The organism is Pseudomonas sp. LS-2, assembly GCF_003605735.1.
Taxonomy (GTDB): domain Bacteria; phylum Pseudomonadota; class Gammaproteobacteria; order Pseudomonadales; family Pseudomonadaceae; genus Aquipseudomonas.
Genome location: NZ_QXTJ01000043.1, coordinates 48,236 through 73,254, shown reverse-complemented (window position 1 = coordinate 73,254; position 25,019 = coordinate 48,236). Strand labels below are relative to the sequence as shown.

At 60.3% G+C, this 25,019-nt stretch carries 26 protein-coding genes; 20 read left to right on the top strand and 6 right to left on the bottom strand.

Annotated elements, in window-relative coordinates:
• Positions 1-284 precede the first annotated feature (284 nt).
• On the bottom strand, positions 285-1,466 hold the full coding sequence (locus tag D3M70_RS27670) for a Bcr/CflA family efflux MFS transporter (RefSeq protein ID WP_120129043.1): 1,182 nt from the start codon (positions 1,464-1,466) through the stop codon (positions 285-287).
• A 495-nt stretch (positions 1,467-1,961) separates the two neighbouring features.
• Here D3M70_RS27670 and D3M70_RS27665 point away from each other — a divergent pair, with 495 nt between their 5' ends.
• The 5 genes from D3M70_RS27665 to D3M70_RS27645 all read left to right on the top strand — a co-directional run bounded on the left by D3M70_RS27665 (position 1,962) and on the right by D3M70_RS27645 (position 7,142).
• Positions 1,962-4,607 (top strand): glycoside hydrolase family 19 protein, encoded by a 2,646-nt coding sequence (locus tag D3M70_RS27665; protein WP_120129042.1) that lies wholly within the window; start codon positions 1,962-1,964, stop codon positions 4,605-4,607.
• Positions 4,604-5,191, top strand: coding sequence for a hypothetical protein (locus D3M70_RS27660; protein WP_133306534.1), 588 nt, complete (start codon positions 4,604-4,606; stop codon positions 5,189-5,191). The genes D3M70_RS27665 and D3M70_RS27660 overlap by 4 nt, the downstream gene beginning before the upstream one ends.
• A gap of 40 nt (positions 5,192-5,231) precedes the next feature.
• On the top strand, positions 5,232-5,864 hold the full coding sequence (locus D3M70_RS27655) for a hypothetical protein (RefSeq protein WP_133306533.1): 633 nt from the start codon (positions 5,232-5,234) through the stop codon (positions 5,862-5,864).
• 104 nt (positions 5,865-5,968) lie between these two features.
• Positions 5,969-6,364, top strand: a complete 396-nt coding sequence (locus D3M70_RS34355; protein ID WP_120129036.1) for a lysozyme inhibitor LprI family protein — start codon at positions 5,969-5,971, stop codon at positions 6,362-6,364.
• 43 nt (positions 6,365-6,407) lie between these two features.
• Positions 6,408-7,142, top strand: coding sequence for a hypothetical protein (locus D3M70_RS27645; protein ID WP_120129034.1), 735 nt, complete (start codon positions 6,408-6,410; stop codon positions 7,140-7,142).
• A 177-nt stretch (positions 7,143-7,319) separates the two neighbouring features.
• Here the strand turns inward: D3M70_RS27645 and D3M70_RS27640 are convergent, their stop codons facing one another.
• Complete coding sequence (locus D3M70_RS27640; RefSeq protein ID WP_120129032.1) at positions 7,320-8,219, bottom strand: LysR family transcriptional regulator; 900 nt, start codon at positions 8,217-8,219, stop codon at positions 7,320-7,322.
• A gap of 100 nt (positions 8,220-8,319) precedes the next feature.
• On the opposite strand from D3M70_RS27640, the gene D3M70_RS27635 reads away from it, so the two are divergent.
• On the top strand, positions 8,320-9,183 hold the full coding sequence (locus D3M70_RS27635; protein ID WP_120129030.1) for an aldo/keto reductase family oxidoreductase: 864 nt from the start codon (positions 8,320-8,322) through the stop codon (positions 9,181-9,183).
• A 137-nt stretch (positions 9,184-9,320) separates the two neighbouring features.
• Here D3M70_RS27635 and D3M70_RS27630 read toward each other — a convergent pair whose 3' ends face one another.
• On the bottom strand, positions 9,321-11,030 hold the full coding sequence (locus D3M70_RS27630; RefSeq protein ID WP_120129028.1) for an amidase: 1,710 nt from the start codon (positions 11,028-11,030) through the stop codon (positions 9,321-9,323).
• Positions 11,031-11,302: 272 nt separating this feature from the next.
• On the opposite strand from D3M70_RS27630, the gene D3M70_RS27625 reads away from it, so the two are divergent.
• From D3M70_RS27625 to D3M70_RS27560, 14 genes are all read left to right on the top strand, one after another.
• Positions 11,303-12,511 (top strand): SpoIIE family protein phosphatase, encoded by a 1,209-nt coding sequence (locus tag D3M70_RS27625; RefSeq protein WP_256660021.1) that lies wholly within the window; start codon positions 11,303-11,305, stop codon positions 12,509-12,511.
• 8 nt (positions 12,512-12,519) lie between these two features.
• Positions 12,520-13,089, top strand: coding sequence for a SiaB family protein kinase (locus D3M70_RS27620; RefSeq protein WP_120129024.1), 570 nt, complete (start codon positions 12,520-12,522; stop codon positions 13,087-13,089).
• An 18-nt stretch (positions 13,090-13,107) separates the two neighbouring features.
• Positions 13,108-13,494: a DUF1987 domain-containing protein gene (locus tag D3M70_RS27615; RefSeq protein ID WP_120129022.1), complete on the top strand. Its 387-nt coding sequence runs from the start codon at positions 13,108-13,110 to the stop codon at positions 13,492-13,494.
• 14 nt (positions 13,495-13,508) lie between these two features.
• Positions 13,509-14,255 (top strand): GGDEF domain-containing protein, encoded by a 747-nt coding sequence (locus D3M70_RS27610; protein WP_120129020.1) that lies wholly within the window; start codon positions 13,509-13,511, stop codon positions 14,253-14,255.
• A 1,111-nt stretch (positions 14,256-15,366) separates the two neighbouring features.
• Positions 15,367-15,705 (top strand): hypothetical protein, encoded by a 339-nt coding sequence (locus tag D3M70_RS27605; protein WP_120129018.1) that lies wholly within the window; start codon positions 15,367-15,369, stop codon positions 15,703-15,705.
• A gap of 54 nt (positions 15,706-15,759) precedes the next feature.
• A complete protein-coding gene (locus D3M70_RS27600) occupies positions 15,760-16,686 on the top strand; it encodes a harpin HrpZ family protein (RefSeq protein ID WP_120129016.1) in 927 nt (308 codons plus the stop codon).
• A gap of 43 nt (positions 16,687-16,729) precedes the next feature.
• Positions 16,730-17,104 (top strand): type III secretion system inner rod subunit SctI, encoded by a 375-nt coding sequence (gene sctI, locus D3M70_RS27595; RefSeq protein ID WP_120129014.1) that lies wholly within the window; start codon positions 16,730-16,732, stop codon positions 17,102-17,104.
• 9 nt (positions 17,105-17,113) lie between these two features.
• Entirely contained in the window at positions 17,114-17,917 is an 804-nt protein-coding gene (sctJ, locus tag D3M70_RS27590) for a type III secretion system inner membrane ring lipoprotein SctJ (RefSeq protein ID WP_120129012.1), read from the top strand.
• Positions 17,917-18,471 carry a type III secretion protein gene (locus D3M70_RS27585; RefSeq protein ID WP_375233050.1) on the top strand — a complete coding sequence of 185 codons (555 nt, stop codon included), beginning with the start codon at positions 17,917-17,919 and terminating at the stop codon, positions 18,469-18,471. The genes sctJ and D3M70_RS27585 overlap by 1 nt, the downstream gene beginning before the upstream one ends.
• Positions 18,472-18,506: 35 nt before the next feature.
• Positions 18,507-19,085 (top strand): type III secretion system stator protein SctL, encoded by a 579-nt coding sequence (gene sctL / locus D3M70_RS27580; RefSeq protein ID WP_120129008.1) that lies wholly within the window; start codon positions 18,507-18,509, stop codon positions 19,083-19,085.
• A 91-nt stretch (positions 19,086-19,176) separates the two neighbouring features.
• Positions 19,177-19,401: a type III secretion protein gene (locus D3M70_RS27575; protein ID WP_120129006.1), complete on the top strand. Its 225-nt coding sequence runs from the start codon at positions 19,177-19,179 to the stop codon at positions 19,399-19,401.
• A 90-nt stretch (positions 19,402-19,491) separates the two neighbouring features.
• Positions 19,492-21,597 carry a type III secretion system outer membrane ring subunit SctC gene (gene sctC, locus D3M70_RS27570; RefSeq protein WP_120129004.1) on the top strand — a complete coding sequence of 702 codons (2,106 nt, stop codon included), beginning with the start codon at positions 19,492-19,494 and terminating at the stop codon, positions 21,595-21,597.
• Positions 21,594-21,800, top strand: coding sequence for an HrpT family type III secretion system protein (gene hrpT / locus D3M70_RS27565; protein WP_120129002.1), 207 nt, complete (start codon positions 21,594-21,596; stop codon positions 21,798-21,800). Before sctC ends, hrpT begins: the two co-directional genes overlap by 4 nt.
• Before the next feature lie 2 nt (positions 21,801-21,802).
• Complete coding sequence (locus D3M70_RS27560; RefSeq protein WP_120129000.1) at positions 21,803-22,162, top strand: type III secretion protein HrpV; 360 nt, start codon at positions 21,803-21,805, stop codon at positions 22,160-22,162.
• A gap of 12 nt (positions 22,163-22,174) precedes the next feature.
• Here D3M70_RS27560 and D3M70_RS27555 read toward each other — a convergent pair whose 3' ends face one another.
• From D3M70_RS27555 to D3M70_RS27545, 3 genes are read right to left on the bottom strand one after another with little or no spacing between them, the layout of a single operon-like run.
• Positions 22,175-22,963, bottom strand: coding sequence for an ABC transporter ATP-binding protein (locus tag D3M70_RS27555; protein WP_120128998.1), 789 nt, complete (start codon positions 22,961-22,963; stop codon positions 22,175-22,177).
• The gene (locus tag D3M70_RS27550) at positions 22,960-23,991 is read right to left on the bottom strand and encodes an iron ABC transporter permease (RefSeq protein WP_120128996.1); all 1,032 of its coding nucleotides are present in this window, start codon (positions 23,989-23,991) and stop codon (positions 22,960-22,962) included. The genes D3M70_RS27555 and D3M70_RS27550 overlap by 4 nt, the downstream gene beginning before the upstream one ends.
• Positions 23,988-24,989: an ABC transporter substrate-binding protein gene (locus D3M70_RS27545; RefSeq protein WP_120128994.1), complete on the bottom strand. Its 1,002-nt coding sequence runs from the start codon at positions 24,987-24,989 to the stop codon at positions 23,988-23,990. Before D3M70_RS27545 ends, D3M70_RS27550 begins: the two co-directional genes overlap by 4 nt.
• Positions 24,990-25,019 lie beyond the last annotated feature (30 nt).

Here is a 25,019-nt window from a genome sequence, read left to right as displayed (position 1 = left end):
ATATCGCCACCGCCGGCAAGCCGCACTGCTACAGCTACAAGCGCGCGGGGCGGCGCGGTTTCCATGATCGTTCCCACGCTCCAGCGTGGGAATGCCTTGCAGGACGCTCCGCGTCCCCCCTCGACGCAGAGCGTCGATCCCTGCGTTACCACGCGGAGCGTGGGAACGATCAATCTGCCGATAGCCGGACTGCTACAGATGCGCGGGGCGGCGTCGGGCAGTGAGTTAAAGAGCGACCCGGTTGCCGGTTCTGATTCAGACCGGTTGAGCCCGAGGCCGCCTTGCTACGATCTATAAATCTGTCGAACGATCACCCCGCCAATCAGGCTCAACACAATGAAGCCCGTCGCCAGCGTGGATTCGAAGTTGGCAACTGTAATACTCGCGGCTGCGCTGAGCACGCCGCCTGTCACAAACACCGTGGTGTTGAGCATCGAGGCTGCAGCACCTGCGTGGTGAGGAAAAAAGTCCATCGCCCGAGACGCAGCCGCAGGGCGGGCGATGGTCGTTCCGACGGTGCATATCATCATGGGCAGCAAAATCGTGAGGGGGCTGCGATCAGTTGTCAGATGAAGGATGATCAGCATCAATCCCGCCAGGCCGATCAGTGCCAGCCCCGCGTTCAGTCGTTGATGATGATTGATCCGTTTTTGCAGGCGTCCGGCAATCACACCTCCCAGCACGTACGCCGCGCCATAAATCAGCAGTACCAGCGAAAACTGAAGGTGCGTGAGCCCAAATTCATCGATAAAGATCAGTGGCGATATGGCGATGAACGAAAAATGACAAGTAAATGCGATCGCTGCAACTAACGAAAAGCCCATGAAACGGCGGTGCGATACGATCATTGCGCAGGACTTCCAGAATCGAGCGCTCATGGGACTTGGACGCGAAGTGGGCAATGTACGAAATGCATTCAACAGCACCAGCCCTGCGATGAACGCGAACAGATAAAAACTGCCTGTCCATCCGAACAGGGCCTGAAGAAAGGTGCCCAGAAGCGGTGACGTGGAAATGAAAAGACCACTGGCAGTGGTCATCCATATTCTCACCCGATCCCGTTCTTCAGTCGTAAAAATATCCTGAACCAGCGCATTGCTCAGGACGAAACTACCGCAGCCAATGGCCTGGACACCGCGAAAGAAAACGAACGGTGCAAACTGCTCGCTGCCGGCACATCCCACTGCTCCGACGATGGAAACCAGCATGCCAATCATCAGCAGGCGTTTGCGCCCCAGCCTGTCCGAAAGCGGCCCGAGGAAAAACTGCGAGATCGAAAAGCCCACGGCGAAGATGCTGATGGACAGCGCGATGTTCGAGGAGGGTGTCGCGAAGTGCGCCGACATCGCAGGAAACGAGGGAAGAATGACGTCCAGAGGAAAAACGCCGAGCAGGACCATGGTGAGGAGTAACAACAGGACGGCTGTCTGATTCTGGTTGAGGCGTGTGGTTACTGCTTCAGTCATTTGACGCTCCCTGGGTGTTGAAGTCCTGTTGAATGCCTGCTGATAACGCAGTGCCGATCATATAGCAACTGTCCGAAGAATGATCGAGTGCGCCGTGAAAAATTAAACATGTTCGCGTGACTGTTCTGAATCAATGTTTAATTGTTTATTTTCATAGTCATGTCGTTTATGGATGGGCGATAGCAACGTTCATACCTGCATTGAAGTGCGAATGGCTGGCCGATTTTCCGTATTTGTAAGAGCGTTCTCGAAGAAGGGTGGGACGCTTCTGATTGTGTTTTTGCCTCTGGTATCGCCAATAAAAAAAGACCATCTTTGCCGCGTTCGAATTTGGCAGCGGGAGTGTTCGCCGCTTATCAGGCTTTCCAACAAAGCGATACACGTCAGCGCGCTTATATGACCTGACCCAACTGAAAGTTGCACCCGCGGCGCGCACAACACACGTGGCCAGATTTCTTTCGTGGGCGGTCGGCTAATGATGGAGCGAATAACACCATGACCAACCTGTTGTCCCGACTCTTCAACTCCGAACCGCAACCGGCGCCGATTCTGCCGACGCCTGACACGTTCGAGCCGCGCCCCGTCGCACCCGTCGAGCCGGTTACCGACCCATTGCCCCCCGTCAAAAACTGGAGTCATCCTTTTCGCGACAAACGCGATCCGTTGCAGCAACTGACCCCTCTGGCCAACGCCATCAGTGGCTGTTATCCGTTGGGCGGCAACGGCCTGTGGCACGGTGGTGTGCATTTCGATGGCGGCACGGCGGCAACCTTCGATCAATCCAGCGTGCACTGCATCGCCGACGGCGAAGTCGTGGCGTACCGCATCGACCAGCATGCACCGACCACGCGCTACTTCGTCAACACGCTACCGGTGGATCTGCCGTTCTCTCGTAATTTCGTGCTGGTGCGCCATCGACTCCAGCCACCGCAGATCGACGGCAACCCCGACGCGCCGCCCAGCCTGACGTTCTACAGCCTGTACATGCACCTGCAGGACTGGGCCGTCTACGAAGCCGATTCGACCCTCGCCCGGCCGGGATTCTGGTGCGAGGGCTCGACCCGCTACGTCCGGGACGACGTCAAGGACCTGCACGGCGCCTACCCCGGACAGCACGGCCTGAACGTGCGCAGCAGCGCCCGCCACGGCAAGGTGCTCGGCCTGCTGCCACGGGGCGCTGAAGTGGTGATCAGTGGCGAGGGCGACTATCGCAAACTGGAAAACATCCCCGGCCCGGAACGCCTGCAAGCCGCCAATGGTTCGCTGCGCGGCTTCGTCGCCGCCCGGTTCCTCAAGCCGATTGCAGGCGGGCAGCATCGAGTCGAATGCGCCAGCACCCTCAACGTTCGCAGCCACGCGAGCGCGCAGGGTAACCGGATCTTCGAGCTGCCGGACGGCACCGAAGTCACCGTCAGCGGCGAGGGCGAGTACCGCAGGCTCGAACGCGTCAACCAATACGTACACGACGGCTCGCTGCGCCGCGCACCGCAACCTCAGGCGCGCGATGCCGTTGTCGCGCTCGACACACCGGTCCCGATCAAGGCCGGCGAGCTGATCGGTCACCTCGGTCTGCATCAGGACATCGGCACCGACCGCCCGGACCACAAACTGCACCTGGAAGTCTTCAGCGGCGACACGCTCAAAGCGTTCATCGAGCAGTGTCGCCTCTGGGCAGACAAACTGCCGGCCAGCAGCAAGACCTCACTGAAACTGGTCAAGGGCACCGCCGTCGTCAGCCATCAGGCGAGCTTCACCACAAAGCAGCCGCCGAGCCTCAAGGCCGCAAGCGTCCCCAGTGACGCCGAACTGCTCCTCCCCAAGCGCGTGCTCGTCAACTTGCCCGCCGACCGAAAAATCACCGTCGCCGCCAGCCGCGGTCACAACGCCTGCAACTGGTATCGCCTTCAAGGCCTGCTGCACGACGCCGGACACACCGTGCTCGACGGCTGGGTTTGCGAAGAAGTCGGCGTCACCCCCTGGGTCAGCCCGTGGTCGTGGGACGGCCACGACATCCTGTTCAATTGCTACACGCCACGGCATTTGCTGGCCTCGTTCATGCGCGCCACCGGCCAACTGCGCGACGACCTGCTGGAGAAACACAACGCCATCGCCGACAGCGCCGACCAGGGCCCGATCAAGACCCGCCTGTACGACATCATCGACCGCAACCGCGACGGCCAGATCACCGCCGCCGAAATAAACAACGCCCTCTGCCTGCCGGCCCACGCGCAATCGATCTCGCAACTGATCATCCACACCGAAAGCGAATGGCACCACACCGACCACAAATGGGATCAACTGGACGAACTGCTGGGCCACAGCGGATCGACCCCGCACCTGAACTGGCTGGCCGAGAAACAACGAATCAAAGAGCACTGCTGGTGGGGGGAAGTGGCAGGCAAGCTGGGGTTGCCGGGGGATGGAAAGGTGTATCACCTGCATCCGGTGGGGTTGATCGGTCAGTTCACAGACAACACCTTTGTGATATCCGTGGATTTTCTGGAACGCGTGACGGGTAAGCGCGGCAAGTGGTTTACCGGTAGCTCCGGTAAACGGACTTTCAGAGAGGGGTTCAAGGCAAACTATCCCGCCATCTTTGAGTATGACAAACATTCTTTTGTGTCTCTGCTTAATGAAGCGCTTGATCGTTACGGCATCGCGACTCCCTATCAGAAGGCCCATTTTATTGCACAGAGCTTCCATGAGTCCGCTGGATTTGACACAACTGTGGAATATGACACCGGAAGTCAATATGACCCAGGACAGCACCGTTCAGCTATTGCTAATGGGAATACCAAGCTGGGTGATGGGCCAAAGTATAAAGGCAGAGGCTTGATGCAGTTAACTTGGAAAAGAAATTACGAGGCCTACTCTGATTATAGAGGGCTTGATTTTATCGGTTCCCCAGAATTAATTGCGACCGATATGTATAACGCTATTGATGTGTCGTGCTGGTTCTGGCGAAGGAGCGGAGCTGTGAGCCAAAAGTATGGTGCAAATGGTGATGTCAATATTCTTATAGATAATGAGCCAGGCAATGTGAGGCTGGTCACGCTGGCGGTAAACGGAGGAAGCAACGGTCTGCACGAACGAATGGCGCTTTTTAATATGATATGTAGATCGTGGGGCTTGGAACAATGAAGAAAAAGATGCTCTTACTCTTATTTGGTGCATTGGCGTTCTGTAGCTGGCTCTCTGTGGGCGCTTCTACGTCTCTACCTCAGATGTTCGTGAGGGTAATACACCAAGGCAATATTGAAGTCTTGATATCGGAGTATGAGAAGACACGCGTTCTTATGTTGCCTGCCGCCTTCGCTGATGAGATCGACGGGCTATACGAAAAGGTTCACGTTGAAGACCTGAATAATGACGGCGTCGGAGAAATTGTTTTTCAGTTAGGGCAAGCAACTGGGGTGAATATTTGCTATAGAGCTTTGACGTATGTCGAGTCGAGCCAGTCGTTGAAGGAAATGGTGTTCGCTGAAGCAGGACTGTGCAATTTTAGATTCACTCACGGACACCTCGTGAGTGCTTATAGAAATGCGGGAGCCTGGACGGAAGATATTTACCGATTTCACGGTCATGTACCACAGCTTCTTATTTCTGATGAGGGCGTAGGGGGAGGAGAAGTACGTCGAACTGTATTTTCGGACAACGGTTCGGTTAAAGAATATGGGGTTTCCGATCATGTCGATTATGTGAAAAGAACCCGGCTCGAGGATTGAGGAAGTGCTGGGCGTGCGGAAGGTCGAGGAATTTAAGGGTATGCATGTGTCGTTAGCAGTCTTGGCGTGCACCTTGCTGATAAGTAACGGAAGCAACGCTGGAAACAGGGATGAAATACCTGCGACGCTGGAATATCGTTCACCTGTCGGGCTGGGATCTGAAAAGGTTGTCATGATCAGCGGAAAACAGGTCATCCGAACTCTTTACGGCGGGGTGGATGCAGGAGGCCTCTTCTACGGAGGGGATTCTACACCGATCTCGGACGACGGGCGGTTTGCAGCAATAGACCAGATTGAGGCCGGATTCGTTGAATTGCCAGATGGTTCAAGTAAGTTGCATGAGGTTGCGTATTGTAACTTAGTTGATCTGCACAACGGATGTGTCGTAGTAAGGGAGACCGGCCAGTTTTGCGCGGGGCGATTCACGAAGGAAGGGAAGTGGAATAACCCACTTTATCCAGATTTGGATTTGACCAAGCCGACGGCTACTACAATTAAATATGCCGACCGAGTCGTGTGGCCAGCTGACTCACCCGATGCCTCGTTAGAGAATCTACTGGCGTGCGATCCGCCGGGTACAGCAAATAAAGTAGCGTACAAGAAGATTCTGGACCTTAACGTATTTCATATGTCGCAAAAGCAGCGTCAGATAATTGAGGCGTTAATTAACTGAGGCGTGCTTGTGCTAATGTTAGAGTCAAACTGATTATGCATCTGGTTGGCTCGCTTTAGGATAAATGCAGTCTATTGAGACTTGACGCCGCAAAGGGGACGGAGATGGTGAATGTTCTAATGTTGGTGCTGTCTGTCTTTTTGGTGAGTGCTGACCTACAGGCATCCGGACCAGAAGCGGGGCCGCTCACGGAGGAAGAAAGCGTTTGGCTAACACCAGAACGCCAATTAAAAAAAGCGGATGATGAGCTCAATCGTGTATATCTGAATTTGTTAAATAGGGTGTCGGTGTCCTATTCCCCTTCGCCCGAGCTCGGAGAATCGCTTAAAAGTCATATTAGAAAAGCACAAAGAGCGTGGATGGTTCTTAGAGATGAAACTTGTCAAATACAGGTTTTTTTTATAGATCCCGCTGCCCCGGCATTTGAAGAGGCCCGGGTCGACTGCTTGGCCCGAGAGACTGTGATTCGGACGCAATACCTAGACACTCTACAGTTTTAAGCAGCGATCAGCGTTCATCAGAGTTGGCTGAGAGAGATTGGATATGGGCTTTTTTTCATTCGGTCTAATCAGTATTGGATGGCACACGTCGACCCGGTCAAAAAAGAAAAAATTCTTTGGCCGAAACTACGTAGGCATGGGGCTCGCCATGTCCATTTTTGTGGGGGACGTGGTTCGTGCGAGCGATCCAGAAAGTCATTTGACTTTACAAATTCGCATGGACGATGCTTTATGCACTGACTCCGGCGAATGTTCGCTGGACGTCAGTGATATTGCATTAGACCTGCTTGAGTTGTGTGAAGCGCCACATTTAACTTTGAATTGGAATCAGAAGACACCCGGCGCGTTTCTCCTGGCGTGCGACTGCAATTGCACATCTCATGACAATACTGGCTGGCTGGTCGAGAATTATTCGATCCAAGCGCTGCCAAAAATAACGGAGCTATCACTAGGAAGGCGATTTACGCTACAGGCGCTTCGCCGATCGCCGTCGAGTATCTTGGATGCCTTATCTTCATCCCCACTGTGTGAACTCTTAGATGTCGAAAAAACAGAGGTGGGTGTTTTTGTCAGTATGATCAAGCGTCCGGCAAAAACTGAGAATGCGACGTATTGTTACTATCCAGTTTATATAGTAGTACGAGGCGAGCAACTGGAAATCGAAACACATGATGAAGATGACGGCTATGGACGTGCTCTTGTTTTTGAACGTCGTGATGAGGCTGCGCAAGCAAGTATCATCAAGTTGCTAAACGACTTGGCGACGAAGGTTTATTGACCTTGCTATTTATCGTCTGATCTTGGCTGTTCGCTCGTTCCCACGCTCCGCGTAGTAACGCCGCCCATGACGCTCTGCGTCAACAGTCGCGACGCAAAGCGTCGCTCGCTGCATCTCTAACCGGAGCGGGCGAACTATCTAAGACGGGTGCCGCGCGGCAACGACCTGGAAACAACGTCACCCTGAGGCCCTGATGAAATCCACAAACGCCCTCAGCGGCGACGGCAGATACTTGCGTCCCGGGTAGTAGAGAAACGGGCCGCTGAAAGTCTGCCACCAGGGTTCGAGGATCGGTTCCAGGGCGCCGCTTTCCAAGTGGGGGCGCAGCCAGTCTTCGTAGAGGAACACGACGCCGAGCCCGTCGATTGCCGCCTGAACGGCGAGGTCGACGGCGCCGGCGATGTTGACGAGCAACGGGCCGGTGGGGTCGACGCGGACGACTTCGCCGTCGCGTTCGTACTCCCACAAGGGCATGGCGCCGCTGGGGAACTTACCGCGCAGGCAGTGGTGGTCGAGCAGGTCTGCCGGGTGCTGCGGTCGGCCCCGGGCATTGAGGTAGGCGGGGGAGGCGGCCGTGGCGAAGCGCTGAAAGCGGGGGCCGATGGGGACGGCGATCATGTCCTGCTCGAGGCGCTCGTCGTACCGAATGCCGGCGTCGCAGCCGGCTGCGAGCATGTCGACAAAGCTTTCCTCGACGATCACTTCCATCCGGATATCCGGGTGCGCTTTCAGGAACGGGGTGATGATCGCTGGCAGCACCAGTCTTGCGGCGCTGGCGGGGACGTTGAGCTTGAGGGTGCCGGAGGGGCGCTCGCGAAAGTCGTTGACCACGTCCAGCGCCGATTCGACTTCGCCGAGCGCAGGCACGATGCGCTCCATCAGGCGCGCACCGGCTTCGGTCGGCACCACGCTGCGAGTCGTGCGATTGAGCAGGCGAACCCCCAATCGGGACTCGAGACGTCGAACGGCATCGCTGAGGCTCGACGCTGACTTGCCGCTCAGTCGTGCACCCTCGCGGAAGCCCCCTGCTTTGACCACCGCCACGAAGGCCAGCAAGTCTTGAATATCTGCTGCCATTGTTCGCTCATCCGTACGACCTGTGCCGATTGCACCTGATTATCAGTGAAGTGGTCAACGCATATAGTGGCCCCACACCTCCTTGATAGAGACAACCGACATGAGCGACGCCAGTAAAGCAGGCACGTTTCAACTGGGCGAGCGGAGCGTCAATCGCATGGGCTATGGCGCCATGCAGCTCGCCGGACCGGGCGTGTTCGGTCCGCCAAAGGATCCCGAGGTCGCGATTGCCGTTTTGCGCGAGGCGGTGGCGCTAGGGGTGAATCACATCGACACCGCCGATTTCTACGGCCCCCACGTCACCAACCAACTGATTCGCAAAACGCTGCATCCTTATGCCGACGATCTGGTGATCGTCACCAAAGTCGGTGCTAAGCGCGGTGCGGATGCGTCGTGGCATCCGGCGCAAAGCCCCGAGGAACTGGTCCGGGCGGTGCACGACAACCTGCGCAATCTCGGTGTTGACGTACTGGAGGTGGTGAACCTGCGAGCGTGGGGCAACATGCATGCGCCGGGCGAGGAATCCATCGAAGAACAGTTCACGGCGCTGGCCGAGCTGCAACGCCATGGATTGATCCGCCATCTGGGCTTGAGCAACGTCACGGCGGCACAGGTGAAGCAAGCGCAGGGCATCGCCGAAGTCGTCTGTGTGCAGAACCACTACAACCTGTCACACCGGAACGATGAGCAACTGATCGCCGATCTGGGCAAGCAGGGCATCGCCTATGTGCCGTTCTTCCCGCTGGGCGGTTTCACGCCGTTGCAATCGGACACCCTCGCCAGTGTGGCTCAACGTATGGGTGCATCTGAGCTATGTGTGGCGCTGGCCTGGCTGCTGCAACGGGCGCCGAACATGCTGCTGATTCCGGGGACGTCATCGGTGGCGCACCTGCGGGAAAATCTGACGGCCAGTGAGCTGAAGATTCCTGACGAGTTGTTGATTGAACTGGACGCCGTGGCCTAGTCGGTCCTCGGATGTCGGCATCGGTCCCACCGGTTCGCGCATCCCTTCGCCATTGGCGGTGATGGAGGTTGGAGGGGGGGTAGCACCCGAGCGCTGACGGGACTGAAACCTTGCAGTTGCAGTCCCGCCGCAGCGGGTTATTTCCCCGTAAGCGCCGGCGTGCGCGGCGGAATCATCCGCTTGCTGCCGGTCGATTCAAAGGCTGAAGCCAGGCGCAGCAGCGTTGAGTCGTCGTAGGCGCGACCGGCAAAGGTCAGGCCGACCGGCATGCCGATGTCCCGCATTACCCCAAGTGGGACGGTGACGGTCGGCACGCCCAGGTGGCGAATGGCGAGGTTGCCGTTGGCGACCCAGACGCCGTTGCTCCAGGCGATATCCGCTGACGCGGGATTGACGTCGGCGTCCGCGGGCCCGACATCGGCGACGGTCGGGAACAACACGGCATCCAGTCCAAGCCGATCCATCCAGTCTTCCAGGTCTATCTTGCGAGTCTTTTCCAGCCCGCGCAGGCCGTCCGCCAGGGTTGGAATTTCGTTCCACGGCGTGATCCCGCGCTCGGCCATGCGCACGTATTCGTCCATGCCCGCCGCCAGATCGCCCTCTCGATTGGGCAGGGTGCCGGGGTCGTGGGGGAAAATCTTCGGTCCGTCGACGTCGACCAGACGGTTCAGCTTAGGATCGCCATTGGCCTGCAGGAAATCGTCGAAGGCCCATGCCGAGAGGTCCCACAACTCGTGGTGCAGAAACTCCCTGGATACGATGCCGCGATTGAACACGGTGGGCGCGCCGGGGCGGTCGCCTTCGCAATTGGAGACGAGCGGGAAGTCGACGTCGATCACTTCGGCGCCAGCCGCTTCGAGCGCCTTGCGCGCCTCTTGCCAAAGGTCGATCACCGAAGGGCGGGTGTTGATGCGTTGCCCGGTCGGGCCGCCGATGCCCGGTTCTTCACTGGTGCCGGCTTCGGGGTCGGCATTGATGTACATCCGTGGAATGCCCAGGCGCTTGCCGGCCAGCGCATCGGCGTTTACGGCCAATTCTGCGTATGAAGCGGGGCGCACCGACGCGACTGTCGGGATCGGCACCCAGGGTTGCAGGCGCCACAGGTCGCCGCGGGTGTCGGTGTCTTCGGCGACGACCACGTCGAGCACTTCCAGCAGATCCGCCATCGTTCGGGCGAACGGCACGACCACGTCCATGGTCGGCGTCAGCGGCCAGTTGCCGCGTACCGAAATCACCCCCCGAGATGGCGTATAGGCGCACAGGCCGTTGTTGGACGCCGGGCCGCGACCGCTCGACCAGGTTTCTTCGGCCAGCCCGAATGCCGCGAAACTGGCGGCGGTCGCGGTGCCGGCGCCGTTGGAGGAACCGGAGGCGAAGGGGGCGGTGAGGTAGTCGGCGTTATACGGGCTTTCGGCGCGTCCATAGGCACCGCGCTGCATACCGCCATTGGCCATCGGCGGCATGTTGGTCTTGCCCAGGCAAATGGCTCCGGCGGCGCGCAGCCGCTCGATGGTGAAGGCATCCCGGTACGCGACCAGATCGACGAACGCGGGGCTGCCGGACGCGGCGGTGAGGCCTTTGACCAGATAGCTGTCCTTGGCGGTGTAGGGAATGCCATCGAGCGGGCCGAGGGTTTCGCCCCTGGCGCGCCGCGCGTCGGCGGCTTCGGCTTCCCGGAGTGCCTCGGGGTTGCGCACGACCACGGCGTTGAGCGCGGTGGGTGTCTGCGGACCGTCGTAAGCGTCGATCCTCGCCAGGTATGCCTGAACCAGCTCGACCGCGGTGGTCTGGCCGGACTCGAGCGCTGCGCGCAGTTGGGCAATGGAAACTTCGGTGACTTCGATCATGCGGTCACCGCCATGAACAGGGAGGAGGGGGTACTACAGGTCTCAAAATGGTTCGTCATTATCGCTTTCCGTTTCTGGGGCGGCTCGGCTGGGCGTGTTCGTGCAACGTGAAGGCCGTATTTAACACCATGTGCGGGGTGGTCGGCATCGGGCTAAATGCGCCAGCGCTGAAACAGTCGGTTTTTGTAACATCACTTTAATATCATCTTGTTAGTCTCCGCGTTTTAGTCTGGCGCGGTAGTACGAGCATGCAGGCAGAACATTTCACATTCATGCGGCCGACGTTGCCCAGAGATCATCGATGTGCCGGTGATCTGTGCAATGAGGTGCCGGCCATCGAGTCGGACAGCACCAACAGCCATGTCATGGAAATCTTCACTGCCCACCGGGAACGCGCCTGCCTGGCGGTGGTGGAGGGCGAACGGCCGATCGGACTGATCAATCGCAACATCTTCCTGTCACAGATGAGCAAGCCGTTTCATCGCGAGCTGTACGACCGAAAAAGCTGCATCGCTTTCATGGACAAGGAACCGCTGATTGTCGATGCGCAGATGAGCATCGAAGAGCTGACGTTCAAGACCGTGGCGTTCGGTGAAAAGGCTCTGGCGGACGGCTTCATCGTCACCCGCAACGGACGGTTTGCCGGTCTTGGCAACGGCCTTGAACTGATGGCGGTGGTCGCCGCCATGCAGGCCGAGAAAAACCGCCAGATGATGCAGAGCATCGAATACGCCAGCGTCATTCAACGTGCCATGTTGCGCGCCTCCCGCGAAGCGCTGACCTCGACCCTGAGCGATGCATCGCTGCTGTGGGAGCCACGGGATGTCGTGGGCGGCGACTTCTATCATTTCTGCGCCTACCCCGACGGCTGGTTCGGCGCCATCGCCGACTGCACCGGCCACGGCGTGCCAGGGGCGTTCATGACGCTGATCGCCTCGTCATCGCTGACCCAGGCGCTTGGCCAACTCGGGCCACGCAACCCGGCGAGCCTGCTGTCGGCGGTCAACCGCAGCGTCAAGGAACTGCTGGGGCAAGTCGACGGACTGGACGGCACGCCGGAATCCGACGACGGCCTGGACGCCGCGTTCTTCTGGTACGAAAACGCTACGCAGATCCTCAACTTCGCCGGCGCACGCATGGCCCTGCATGTCCTGCACCCCGATGCCGATCAGCTTCAGACCATCGCCGGTCAACGCATGGGCGTGGGTTACGTGGACAGCGATTTCGATTACGAATGGTCGATCAGCACCGCGCAGATGCATCCCGCAAGCCTGATATTCATCGCCACCGACGGGTTGATCGACCAGATCGGCGGCCCGAAGAAAATCGCCTTCGGCAAGCGCAAGGCCTTCGACACCATTGTCGAGCAGCGCGACCAGCCCTCGGCGGTCATCTGTGAAGCATTGCAGGCGGCGCTGGCCGTGTGGCAGGGCGAGCAGAGCCGGCGTGACGACCTGACCCTATTCTGTGCCCGTCTTTAGGAATGATGATGTTCAACTCACTCACTGCTCAGCACGACTACACATTTTTCGATCTGGCTCAAAAGCGCAACGTGATCTTCTACCACATGGGCTATTTCTCCCATCACATCATCTCGGCAATGGCCGAAGTGGTGAAGCTGCAGCTTGAAATCTCGGGCGTCAGCGGCCCCACGCGGCGCAAGCTGTTTTCCTCGTTCGTCGAGCTTTCCCAGAACATCATTCATTACTCCTCCGATGCCCTGAGCGCGTCGGTTGCCGAGGCATCCGGTCTTCGTCAGGGCGCGGTATGTATCAGCACCGACGGCGAACGCCACCTGATGCTGTGTGCCAATCCCATTGCCACCGCCGATATCGAGCGTCTGCGGGAGAAGCTGGAGCCGCTGCGCAACATGTCCATCGACGAAATCAAACAGGCCTATAAAGTCACGCTGCGCGCCGAGACGCCGGAAGACAGCAAGGGCGCGGGTCTTGGGTTTCTGACGATGGCGCGCGATGCCTGCGCGCCGCTCGAATTCGGCTTCCATCCGCGGGCCGACGATCCGGACACCACCCTGTTTTGCCTTAAAGCCACTATCTGAATTGAGCGACGCTTAGCCATGGATAACTTCTACATCGAAGCAACGGCCACCTCGCCGGAAGTCGACTTTCGTTTTGACCAGAACCTTCTCTCGATGAAGGGCGAGTCGTACCCGGAAAACGCCGCCGCTTTCTATGCACCCATCGTGCAGCACTTGCGCGCTTACCTGGCGAGCAGGGAAGGCGCGGTGATCACCGCCAACATTGCCCTGGCTTATTTCAACAGCTCCAGCACCAAGATGCTGTTCAGTATTTTCGATGCGCTGGATCAGGCGGCAGAGGCTGGCAATCAGATCATCGTGAACTGGTATCACGAGGAAGAAGACGAAACCATCTTCGAGTTCGGTGAAGAGTTGAAGGCCGATTTCACCTCGATCACCTTCAATGACCATCCAGTAACGACGTGAGCAGGGTGACGGACATGGCCGCTACAGTCGCTTCCCGCAAGGCTTCCAGTGATCCGGCACCGGACCTGTTCACCACTGAGGCCCAGGCGCTTGAGCTCGCTCGTTCGATCCTGGCGCAGCCCGACGCCGATGCACAGGTGTACCGGCAATCGCTGTCGGAGCTGGCGTCTCACTATGAGCGCCTGATGCGCGAAACCCGTCGCCTGATCGGTCGCAGCGACCGTGCCGAGCGTGAAATGAACGCCCTCAACGGGCAATTGCAGACCCTGGCCCGTCAACTGGAATACCGCGCTACCCACGACGCGCTCACCGGTGTGCTCAATCGCGGCGCGATCATCGAGATGACGACGCAAGCCCTGCTGCGCCAGGGCGCGGTGATGATCGTGCTGGACATCGATCACTTCAAACATGTGAACGATGAGTTTGGTCATCCTGCGGGGGATGCGGTGATTCAGGGGATTGTCGATTGCCTGCGACGCATTGTCGGGGAGGACGCCGCCATCGGCCGCGTCGGCGGGGAAGAGTTCACGGTGCTCATCCCGGGTGGTCAGTTGGAGGAGGGCGTCAACCTCGCCGAGGCGATGCGCCAGGCGATTGCCGATCACGTGTTCGGTCAGCCTGTGGACCGCAGCATCACCGCCAGTTTCGGCGTCAGCGCCAATCCGGTGGGCACGCCTTTCGACGACGCCTACGGCATGGCCGACACCGCGCTTTATCACGCCAAGCGGGCGGGACGCAATCGCGTGGAAGTGGCTGACTGAGTGCCCCTCGCTCGGTATCGCCAGACGCCGGCATTTGCCACCGCCAGAATATCGCCAAATACCTGGCTGGGCGCCTGGGATGAAAGTCGAAGGGTGTTTGCCATTCAGCGGCAGGGTCATCACGGCTCATCATGGTTACCGGAGATCAACGCCTTGTTGATCCGCAGCGTCCGGTTTTCGTGGAGAGTGTCAGCGACTTGCTCGGTGATGCTGCCAGCGTCTTCGCCAGCAAGCCGGGTGGTATGTTTAGACGTGATGGGGTGGGAAGGACACGGCCTTAGGCCAGAATCAAAAGCTCGAACCACACCGCAATCCCGCTTCTGCCGAAGGCGTGGGAGCCTGACTTGTCGGCGATCTGCCGGGCACCGGCAGTAAGATCAGCCACCTCGGTGCATCAGGCACACCGCATGCACAGGTTTTGCTGCCGCTGCGCGCCAGATCGCCGACAAGGTGGAGCGCCACCCCGGTGGCTCCCACGCCCTCCGGGCAGAAGCCGTTCGGCGTGTCCTGTAATACCGCAGCTTTGTGGCTTACCGGGCTTCTGAATTGAACCCAAAACATTGTAGGAGCGCGCTTGCCCGCGATTGCGATGGGTCAGTCGACGGTAATGTGACTGACCTTACGCCTTCGCCAGCAAGCCGACTCCCACGGCCTTAGGCCAGAATCAAAAGCTCGAACCACGCCGCAATCCCGCTTCTGCCGAAGGCGTGGGAGCCTGACTTGTCGGCGATCTGCCGGGCACCGGCAGTAAGATCAGGCACCTCGGTGCATCAGGCACACCGCATGCACAGGTTTTGCTGCCGCTGCGCGCCAGATCGCCGACAAGGTGGAGCGCCACCCCGGTGGCTCCCACGCCCTCCGGGCAGAAGCCGTTCGGCGTGTCCTGTAATACCGCAGCTTTGTGGCTTACCGGGCTTCTGAATTGAACCCAAAACATTGTAGGAGCGCGCTTGCCCGCGATTGCGATGGGTCAGTCGACGTCAATGTGACTGACCCTCCGTATTCGCCGGAGCCCGAAAATTTCTCGAAAAACCCACGGAACCGATCCTGCTCCTTGTGCCACCCATCAGCACCAAGCACTTTCGCTGGTAACGACCCAGGAGTACGCGACATGCCAGGTATCAACCCCATTTCCATGGCCGGCAACTTCGCCAACAGCTTGATCGGCGGTGGCGGCCAAGTGGCTCAACAGGCAGCCAGTGCCGTCAGCAACTTCAAGCAGGAAAGCAGCATCACCGACGCCGCCGGTCCGTCCAAGGCAGAAGCTGCACAAAGTGCCGCCACCGAAAAAGCCGATGCAAGCCAGGCGCGCTTGATCGCCATGCAGACCGACGCCGACATCCGCAAGCAGACCAACGACGTCCTCAGCGCCATCCGCTCCGGCAAGGAAGACAGCGCCAACAAGGCGATCAGTGCCGAGGCGCAAAACGCCAAAGGTATCAGCTACTGATCATTCAGAGCGCCCCCTTCCATCAGGGGGCCACCACCTGAACCCGGAGGTTTCATGCTTAGTCTCAATGCCAGTATCAACCCCCTGCAGAACGCCCACATCGGCACCGTCGTTTCTACCGGCGCCATCGGCGGTCAGCAAGGTCCGCAGTCGCTCAAGGATGTGATCGAAAAGCTCGCCCAGGCCCTGACCAAGGACGGCCATCTGGACCAGGACTCGCCACTGGGCAAGATGGTCGGCAAACAGATGGAAAAGATGAACCCGCTGGCAGCGCTGGGCGGCGGTTCGCCGGACATGATCAAGGCCGCGCTCGGCGAAGTCATCAAAGACAAACTGGGCGACAACTTCGGCGCCGCGGCGGATTTCGGCCTCGGGGGTGGTGCCGGTTCCGGCAAACCGGACCTGATGTCCCAGGTGCTCAACGGTCTGGGTAAAGCTTCGTTGGATGACCTTCTCAGCAAGCAGGGTGATGGAACGAAGTTTTCTTCCGACGACATGCCGATGCTGGACAAGATCGCCGAGTTCATGGACCAGAACCCGAGCAAGTTCCCGTCACCCGATTCGGGCTCGTGGAAGAACGAACTCAAGGAAGACAACTACCTCGACAAGAGCGAGACCGGTGCCTTCCGCGCGGCACTGGACATGCTCGGCGGCCAGTTGGAGCAACAGCAGAACGGGGTCAGCGATGCGGGCAGTCGCCTCGGCAATTCGCTGGACAGCAACATCATGCCGGGCGGACCTTCCGGATTGCAGAGCCCGTCGAGCGGTAACTCGACCCATGACCTCGCCCAACTGCTCAGCGGCCTGATCGAGAAGGGTTTGCAGGCCAGTCAACAGGGCAACGGCGGCGTTAACGGCGGGGGCGGCCAATCCAATGCGCTGTTCGCCCGGCATGACCTGCAGAACACCCTGGCCCAGACCGCCACGGCAATCGTTTCCGCGCTGTTGGGTGCGGGTAATTCCTCTAACAACGTCGCCTGAACCCAGGCCTGAACGTCGACACCGTCTGCCGGAGATCAGCCCCGTGACCGTATCCCACATCAATCAACTCAAATCGTCATCCCCCGATCTTGAGCCGCATCTGGATCAGGGACTGGTGACTGGGCCTTCGCAGGCGGATGTCGACCTGTTCAATGCCGCCATGCGCCCGGACATGGCGGTGCAGCAGAGTCACCTTAGCGAACAGATTGCCAACGCCCTGTCCGAGCGACTGGGTGCCAACGACAAGCTCTCCCAGCAGGCCGTGCGCAAGATGAAAAAGGCCTCGACCACCGACGATCCGCTCGAAATCGCACAGATGAGCCGCTCGCTGTCGCAGTACTCGTTGCAAATGGCGTTGACGACCAAGGTCGTGAACAAGAGCGCTCAGGCGCTCGACAAGCTGACCAACCTGCAATAGAGGTTTGCCGTGAGATATCTGACTGCGGGGCTGTTGTGCCTGATGGTGCTGCTGGGCGGCTGCAGCGACGAGACCGACTTGTTCAGCGGACTGTCCGAGCAGGACTCCAACGACGTCATTGCCAGCCTCGCCGATCAACACATCGACGCGCGCAAGCGCAGCGAGAAGACCGGCGTTGTGATCAGCGTCGCCACCGGCGATATCAATCGCGCCGTGCGGGTGCTGGACGCCGCAGGCCTGCCGCGACGTTCGCGCACCAGCCTGGGAGAAATCTTCAAGAAAGAAGGGGTGATTTCCACGCCCCTGGAAGAGCGCGCGCGTTATATCTACGCGCTGTCTCAGGAGCTGGAGGCCACGCTGTCACAGATCGATGGCGTGATCGTGGCGCGGGTTCATGTGGTGCTGCCAGAGCGCATCGCCCCCGGTGAACCCGTGCAACCGGCTTCGGCGGCGGTGTTCATCAAACACACCTCGGCGCTGGACCCCGACAGCGTGCGCGGGCGCATTCAGCAAATGGTCGCCAGCAGTATTCCCGGCATGTCCGGGGAGCCGCTGGACTCGAAGAAATTCGCCATCGTCTTCGTGCCTGCCGCCGAGTTTCAAGAGACCGAACGACTGGTCAATTTCGGCCCGTTTCTGGTGGACAGCGACCACCTCGGGTTCTGGAACAGCATGCTTTGGGTGGCGCCCTTTGCCGCCCTGCTGATTATCGTACTTCTGGTCCTGGGCATTCGGAGTGACTGGCGTGGGGCTGTGTTGCAGCGTATCGGGCTCGGACGCGGCGAGCGGTCGAACTTGCCGGTTCGAGCCTGATGCACAGCGCCGAGGACCGCTGGATTCAATGGTGGTGCGCGCCCTGGCAGTGGGCACATCCGGACTGGACCTCGCGGTTTCTCGAGTGCAGTGGGTTGCCGCCAACCGACCTCAGCGATCTGTTGCGGGTTCGTCCCGCAGCGTTTTTGCAGAGTGTCGGGATCGCGCCCAGCCAGCCGCCAGCGCCCGTCGAGGCGCTGCTGCAATGGCTCGCGCTGGATGCCGATCGGCAACGACAGGCGTTGAACCTGGCGGGGCGGATCTGTCTGATCGGCACTGCTCAAAGCGAGACCGGCAGTGCACCCGATAGCGAGCCCGCCCAGCACGAAACCTGGTGCCGATCAGTCGCCAAGGCATTACGCCCCGGCACCTGGCTGGACGGGAACACTGATGATCCGCGCCTGCTGCTCGCCACCTGGATTGGCGAAACATGCTGGCCAAGGCTGCGCCTGAGCTGGCCGCCGGACACCGTGCCGCAGACAGTTGCCCACCTGCCGTCGAACAAACTGCAGACCCTCTGGCAGGCGGTGCTGTGGCGGGTCATGACCCCATAACTTCCGTGCCTCGCACGTCATCCCAGGAATTGCCTATGCTCGCCAAACGCAGCCTTGTTCTGTCGTCGTCTGCGGTTCTCGCCGAAACCGTCCTGCGCCGTGAAGACCTTGCCGACATGCAGTTGGCGAGCGAAGTGCTGCGCCATGCGCAGCAGCAAGCGCAGGACATCCTCATCGACGCCCGGCAACAGGCACGGCAAGAACAGGATCAGGCGCTTGCGCAGTTCTGGGGCAGTGCCAACCGGTTTCTGCAGGACCTGCAACTGCAACGACAAACGCTGCAACAGGAGGCGATGGCGGCGGTGGAAGCGTTGCTCACCGCCACCCTGACGCGACTGCTCGATGATACCTCCCTGGCCGAGCGAACCCGCGCGCTGGTCAGGCACCTGGCGGCCAGTCAGCCCGATGAGGCAACGGCGACACTCAGTGCTCATCCAGACCTGTTGGACGAGCTGCGCCAGTGGCTGGCCGAGAGTCGCTTTGCCGAGCACTGGCAGCTCAAGGCCGACCCGTCACTGGCACTGCACAGTCTGCGGCTGAGCGATGCCAATGGCGCGTTCGACGTCGACTGGTCGCGCCTGCGTTGCGGTTTGCTGGGCACGCCGTCAGCCTGATGAGCATTGGCCGCTCGCTCGTGACCGTTTATGGAACCAGAGTGTGGGCTGCTTCCACTCAGGGGATGAACCCTACAGTTGGAGTGCCGGCATGATCAGTTTCAAATCCCTGCAAAACCACCTCGACCACTCGTTCAGTCGCGCCCAGTCGGAAATGGACGACGCCGCCGAAGCCGCCTCGGACAGCGGCACCATGGAAGACCTGCGCGCCTTCAACGACGCGTCCCAGCAAACCAACGTAGCCAACATGATCCTCAATGAGGGGCTGCGCGCCAAACACGGCATCACCAAAGCGATCATCGACGGCGTTCAGTGATCGCACAGCGTTCTTCAATCGGTGGCGCGAGCCGCAAATGGCCTCGCCACCGGACTGCAACCCTCGATACCTGGCAACCAGGAGTGTGAAATGCGCAAGGCTTTTATGTGGTTGCCTTTGCTGATGATCGGAGTGACTGCGCCCACCCTGGCCGCCGTCCCCGAAGCGTGGAAACACACGGCGTACGCCTATGACGCACGGCAGACCGACCTTTCGACAGCGCTGGGCGACTTCGCCAAGGAGTTCGGCATCGGACTGGACATGGCGCCGATTCAAGGCACCCTCGACGGACGCATTCGTGCACAGAATCCCCAGGAGTTCCTCGACCGACTCGGTCAGGAACATCACTTTCAATGGTTCGTCTACAACGAAACCCTGTACATCAGCCCGACCCGCGAGCAGACCTCGGCGCGCATCGAAGTGTCGCCCGAAGCGGTCGATGACCTGCAACAGGCGCTGTCTGACGTCGGCCTGCTGGACAAGCGCTTCGGTTGGGGCGCATTGCCCGACGAGGGCGTGGTGCTGGTGCGTGGCCCGGCCAAATATGTCGACTTCGTGCGCAACTACAGCAAGAAGGTCGAGGCGCCGGAGAAGGCCGAGAAACAGGACGTCGTCGTCTTGCCATTGAAATATGCCAACGCCGCCGACCGCACCATTCGCTACCGCGATCAGCAACTGACCGTGGCCGGGGTCGCGAGCATTCTTCAGGAATTGCTGGAAAGCCGCTCCCGTGGCGAGTCCATCAACGGCGTCAGCCTGGTGCAGGGGCAGGGCAGCACCGCCAGCGGCATGACCGGTGGAACCCATGACAATGGTCTGAACTACGGGGGGCTGGAGAGTGGCGGCTTCGACACCGGTGCCCTCGAACAGGGGCTGGACCGCGTCCTCGGCTCTGGCGGCAAACGGGGCGCCGCGGGCAGTGGCGCCAGCGGTCGCTCGAAGATCCGCGTCAGCGCCGACGTGCGCAACAACTCGGTGCTGATCTACGACCTGCCCAAGCGCAAGGCGATGTACCAGAAACTGGTCAGGCAACTGGACACCCCGCGCAACCTGATTGAAATCGACGCGGTGATTCTGGACATCGACCGCAACGAACTGGCGCAACTGTCCAGTCGCTGGAACTTCAACGCGGGCAGCGTCAGTGGCGGCGCCAATCTGTTCGAGCAGGGCACCAGCTCTACGCTGTTCATCCAGGACGCGGGCAAGTTCGCCGCCGACCTGCATGCGCTGGAAGGCAACGGTGCCGCTTCGGTGATCGGCAATCCGTCGATCCTGACCCTGGAAAACCAGCCCGCCGTCATCGACTTCAGCCGTACCGAATTCATCACCGCCACCTCCGAGCGGGTCGCCGACATTCAGCCGATCACCGCCGGCACCAGTCTGCAGGTGATTCCTCGCTCGCTGGACAAGGGCGGCAAGTCTCAGGTGCAACTGATCGTCGACATCGAAGACGGCCAGATCGACACCTCACAGATCAACGAAGACCAGCCCGCCGTGCGCAAGGGGAACGTCAGCACGCAGGCAGTGATCGCCGAGCATGGCTCGTTGGTGATCGGCGGTTTTCATGGCCTGGAAACCACTGACAAGGTCAACAAGATCCCGTTGCTGGGTGACATTCCGGTGATCGGCAAACTGCTTTTTCAGAACCGCAGCCGCGAACTGAATCAACGTGAACGGTTGTTCATCCTCACGCCCAGGCTGATTGGCGATCAGGTGAACCCGTCACGCTACGTCGAGATCAGCAATCCCCACGATGTTGATGACCAGATGAAACGCATCAAACAGCGCCGTGACGGAGGCGAGGAGCCGACCCGTGGCGATGTGCAGAACGTCTTCACCCAGTTGCTCGACGGTGTGGCGCCGGTGGGGTTCAACAGTGGCGAGACGCTGCCGTTCGAGGCCGACAGCCTGTGCGATCCGGGCCAGGGGCTGGTGCTGGACAAACAGCGCTCCCAGTGGTTTTCGAAGAAGGATTGGGGCGTTGCCGTGGTCGTGGCACGCAACACCACCGGCAAACCGGTGCGCATCGATGAAAGCCGCTGCGGCGGACGCTGGGTCATGGGCGTCAGCGCCTGGCCTCATGCCTGGTTGCAGCCGGGGGCGGAAAGTGAAATCTACATTGCCGTGCGCCAACCCCAGGTGTCGACCAGGGCCACGAGAAACCGACCTTCGCTGCTCAAGGAGGCCACACGATGAACGTGCGTGCTTGCGTGATTCTCCTCGTACTGACCGCCGTGCTCGGGGGCTGCGCGAGTCATTCCGGTTGCTCGGGGTATGCTTGCAAACGCCCGGATTCCAACGACCGGGAACTGGTGATCTGGTGGCCGCCGGACATGCGTCAGGGCATCGACGAGCGCGACCATGAAACGGACTTCACCGTGGTGCCATTGAAGGATTGAGCATGATTCGAGTATCGGAAAAGGCCGCGTTCTACGCCCATCTTGCCGCCGAGCGAACGGCGATCTGGCCGGTGGCAGCGGGGGTGGCGTTCGTCAGCCGACGGGAACACCGTGACTGGGGCATCGCCTTGCATATCGAGGGCCGTGCGCTGCGTCCCGAGCAATTGCGCGATGCGCTGCAACGGCGCATCTCTCAGGCAGAACGCTTCAACGACTATTTCCTGTTTCTCGACGTGCAGCGCGATTTCGTGGTCTGGCACGCCGTGCCGCAGATGCCGGATTCGCAAACCCGCCTGGACAGCATCCGCCAACATGAATTGATACTGGCGGGGCTGGATCATCTGAACGACCTGGAGCCTTGATTCACGGGTCTTTCAAGTCGAACGCAACCGCAGAATCCGCGCCCCGTCGAACGGGTCGGTCAACCAATGGCCGGTCACCCCGAAAGTGGCGTGCAGCCGTTCCGGCGTCAGCACCTCGAACGGCGACCCGAGCGCCACCAGCTGTCCGCCATCCATGACCGCCAGGCGATCACAGGCCAGGGCCTGATTGAGGTCGTGCAGGGCGATGACGGTGGTGACCGGCAACTGATGCACGAGCCTGAGAATCGATAATTGCTGCTGGATATCCAGATGATTGGTCGGTTCATCGAGCAGCAGGATCTGCGGCCGTTGTGCCAGGGCCCGGGCGATGTGCGCGCGTTGGCGTTCTCCGCCTGAGAGGGTGTGCCAGGCGCGGTGGCTCAAGTGGCTCAGGTTAACGTCGGCGATTGCCTGATCGACAATGCGGTCATCGTGATCTGCCCAGGGTGCCAGCGCCGAAAGCCAAGGCGTGCGCCCCAGTTCCACGGCTTGGCGCAGGCTGATGGAGTCACTGGTTTCGGCATGCTGTTCGACCACCGCCAGACGTTGCGCGATCCCACGACGTTGCAGCGCAGACAATGCCCGGCCGTCCAGGCGCACTTCGCCGGAGGTGGGCGTGGCGATGCCCGACAGCAGGCGAATCAGCGTGGATTTGCCCGACCCGTTGGGGCCGACGATGCCGAGGTTTTCCCCCGGCCGGATGGCCAGACTGACGTCGCGCAGCAAGTGCGCGCCCTTGACCGCGTAACTGAGGCCGGTGGCGCTGAGCAGGCTGCCGAGCAAATCGGTACTGGCATTCATCGTGTGCGATTCCCTCGGATGAGGATCAGGGCGAACACCGGCGCGCCGACCAGCGCCGTGATCACCCCGATGGGCAGCACCTGTCCCTTGATCAGCGTGCGCGACAGCACGTCGGCTGCAATCAGGAATAACGCGCCACTCAAGGCACTCAGCGGCAACAGGCGCTCATGTCGAACGCCCGCGACCATGCGCACCGCGTGGGGGATGACCAGCCCGACGAAACCGATGGAGCCGACAATCGACACCATGACCGCCGTGACCAGCGCGGCGGTGGCAATCAGGATGGCCTGGACCTGGCGCACGGGGATGCCCAGCGAAGCTGCCGAGTCCGCGCCGAAGGTGAACGCATCCAGCGAACGGCGATGCCACAGGCAGATCAGCAGCCCGAATAGCACCACCGGCACGGCCAGCGCCACCGAAGACCAGCGCACGCCACTGAGGTTGCCCAACAGCCAGAACATGATGCCGCGGGCCTGTTCGGCACTGGCGGATTTGGTGATCAGGAACGAGGTCAGCGCGTTGAACAGTTGCGATCCGGCGATCCCCGCCAGAATGATCTGACCCGCTGCCGTCTGACCCCGCGAAGAGCGGGCGAGCAGGGCCACCAGCGCGAAGGCGGCGAGGGCGCCGACGAACGCACCCATGGACAGCGAAATCGCCCCGGCGCCCAGCCCGATGATCGCCACCAGCACCGCGCCGGTCGAAGCCCCGGCGGAAATGCCCAGCAGGTACGGGTCGGCCAGCGGATTGCGCAGCAACGATTGCAGCACCACCCCGCAGATCGCCAGACCCGCGCCGCACGCCGCCGCCACGATGGTGCGGGTCAGGCGGTAGTTCCAGACGATGCCTTCATCGATGGCGTCCAGCGGATAGCCGGCAGCCCATAGCTTGTTCGCCAGCACCTGAACGATGACGGGGAGGCTGATCGACGTCTCGCCAATCGCCACACCCGCGACCACCGCCACCAGCAGCACGGCGCTGACCCACAGGCCATGGCCGATCCATCGCCCGGCATTTGTACGGGTCATTGTGCGGTGGTGGCCTTGGCCAGTTGTTCGATGCCATCGAACAGCCGCACGCTGGACTCCATGGCACTGGCGTCCATGATCACGATGCGGTTGTTCTTGACTGCATCCATGTTGCGGGTAACGGGGTCGGACCTGAGAAACGCCAGTTTTTTCTCGTGATCGTCAGCGGGAAAGCGACGGCGGTCCATGCGGGCGATGACCAGGAGAGTCGGGTTGGCCTTGGCGATGGTTTCCCAACCTACGGTCGGCCATTCTTCGTCGGAGTCGATGATGTTGCGCATGACCAGGGTGTCGAGCATGAAGCCGGGAATGCCCTTGCGTCCCGCGACATAAGGATCGGTATTGATATCGGGGCTGGAGAACCAGAACACTGCCGAGAGGTGCTTGCTGCCGTTGCGCGTCGCCTGTTCGACCGCTTTGGCCAGGCGCGCCTGGTAACCGGCAATCAGTTGCTGACCCCGATCCTGCACGTCGAAAATCAGGGCCAGTTGCGCGATGCTCTTGTACAGGGTTTCGATGCGGAACGCCTCCAGCCGCGTGCCGTCAGCACCGACCCGATTGTTCTTGCCCTCGCAGTCGGAGGGCAGGATGTAGGTGGGGATGTTCAGGTCCTGGAACTGCTGACGAGTACTGACCGCGCCTTGGGGACCGACCATCCACTCGAACTGCACCGGGACGAAATCGGGGCGCTTGCCGATCACCGATTCGAAGCTTGGGACATTGTCGGCAAGGCGCTCGATGTGGCTGTTGGCGTCTTCGTACGGCGCCAGAACCTCGTTGAACCACAACGAGGTGCCGACCACGTTCGGGCTCAGTCCGAGGGAATAGAGCATTTCAGTCGCGGCCTGGCCAATGGTCACGGCCTTGTGTGGGGCCTGGGCGAAGGTCAGCGGCACGCCACAGTTGTCGAGGGTCAACGGGTAGTGGGTCGGGGCGGCGAGGGCAGCGGCCGACAGCGTCAGACCGGTGAACAACGAGACAAGGTGGCGCAGCGACATGAACGGCTTCTCCGGTGAACCTGATGGCCG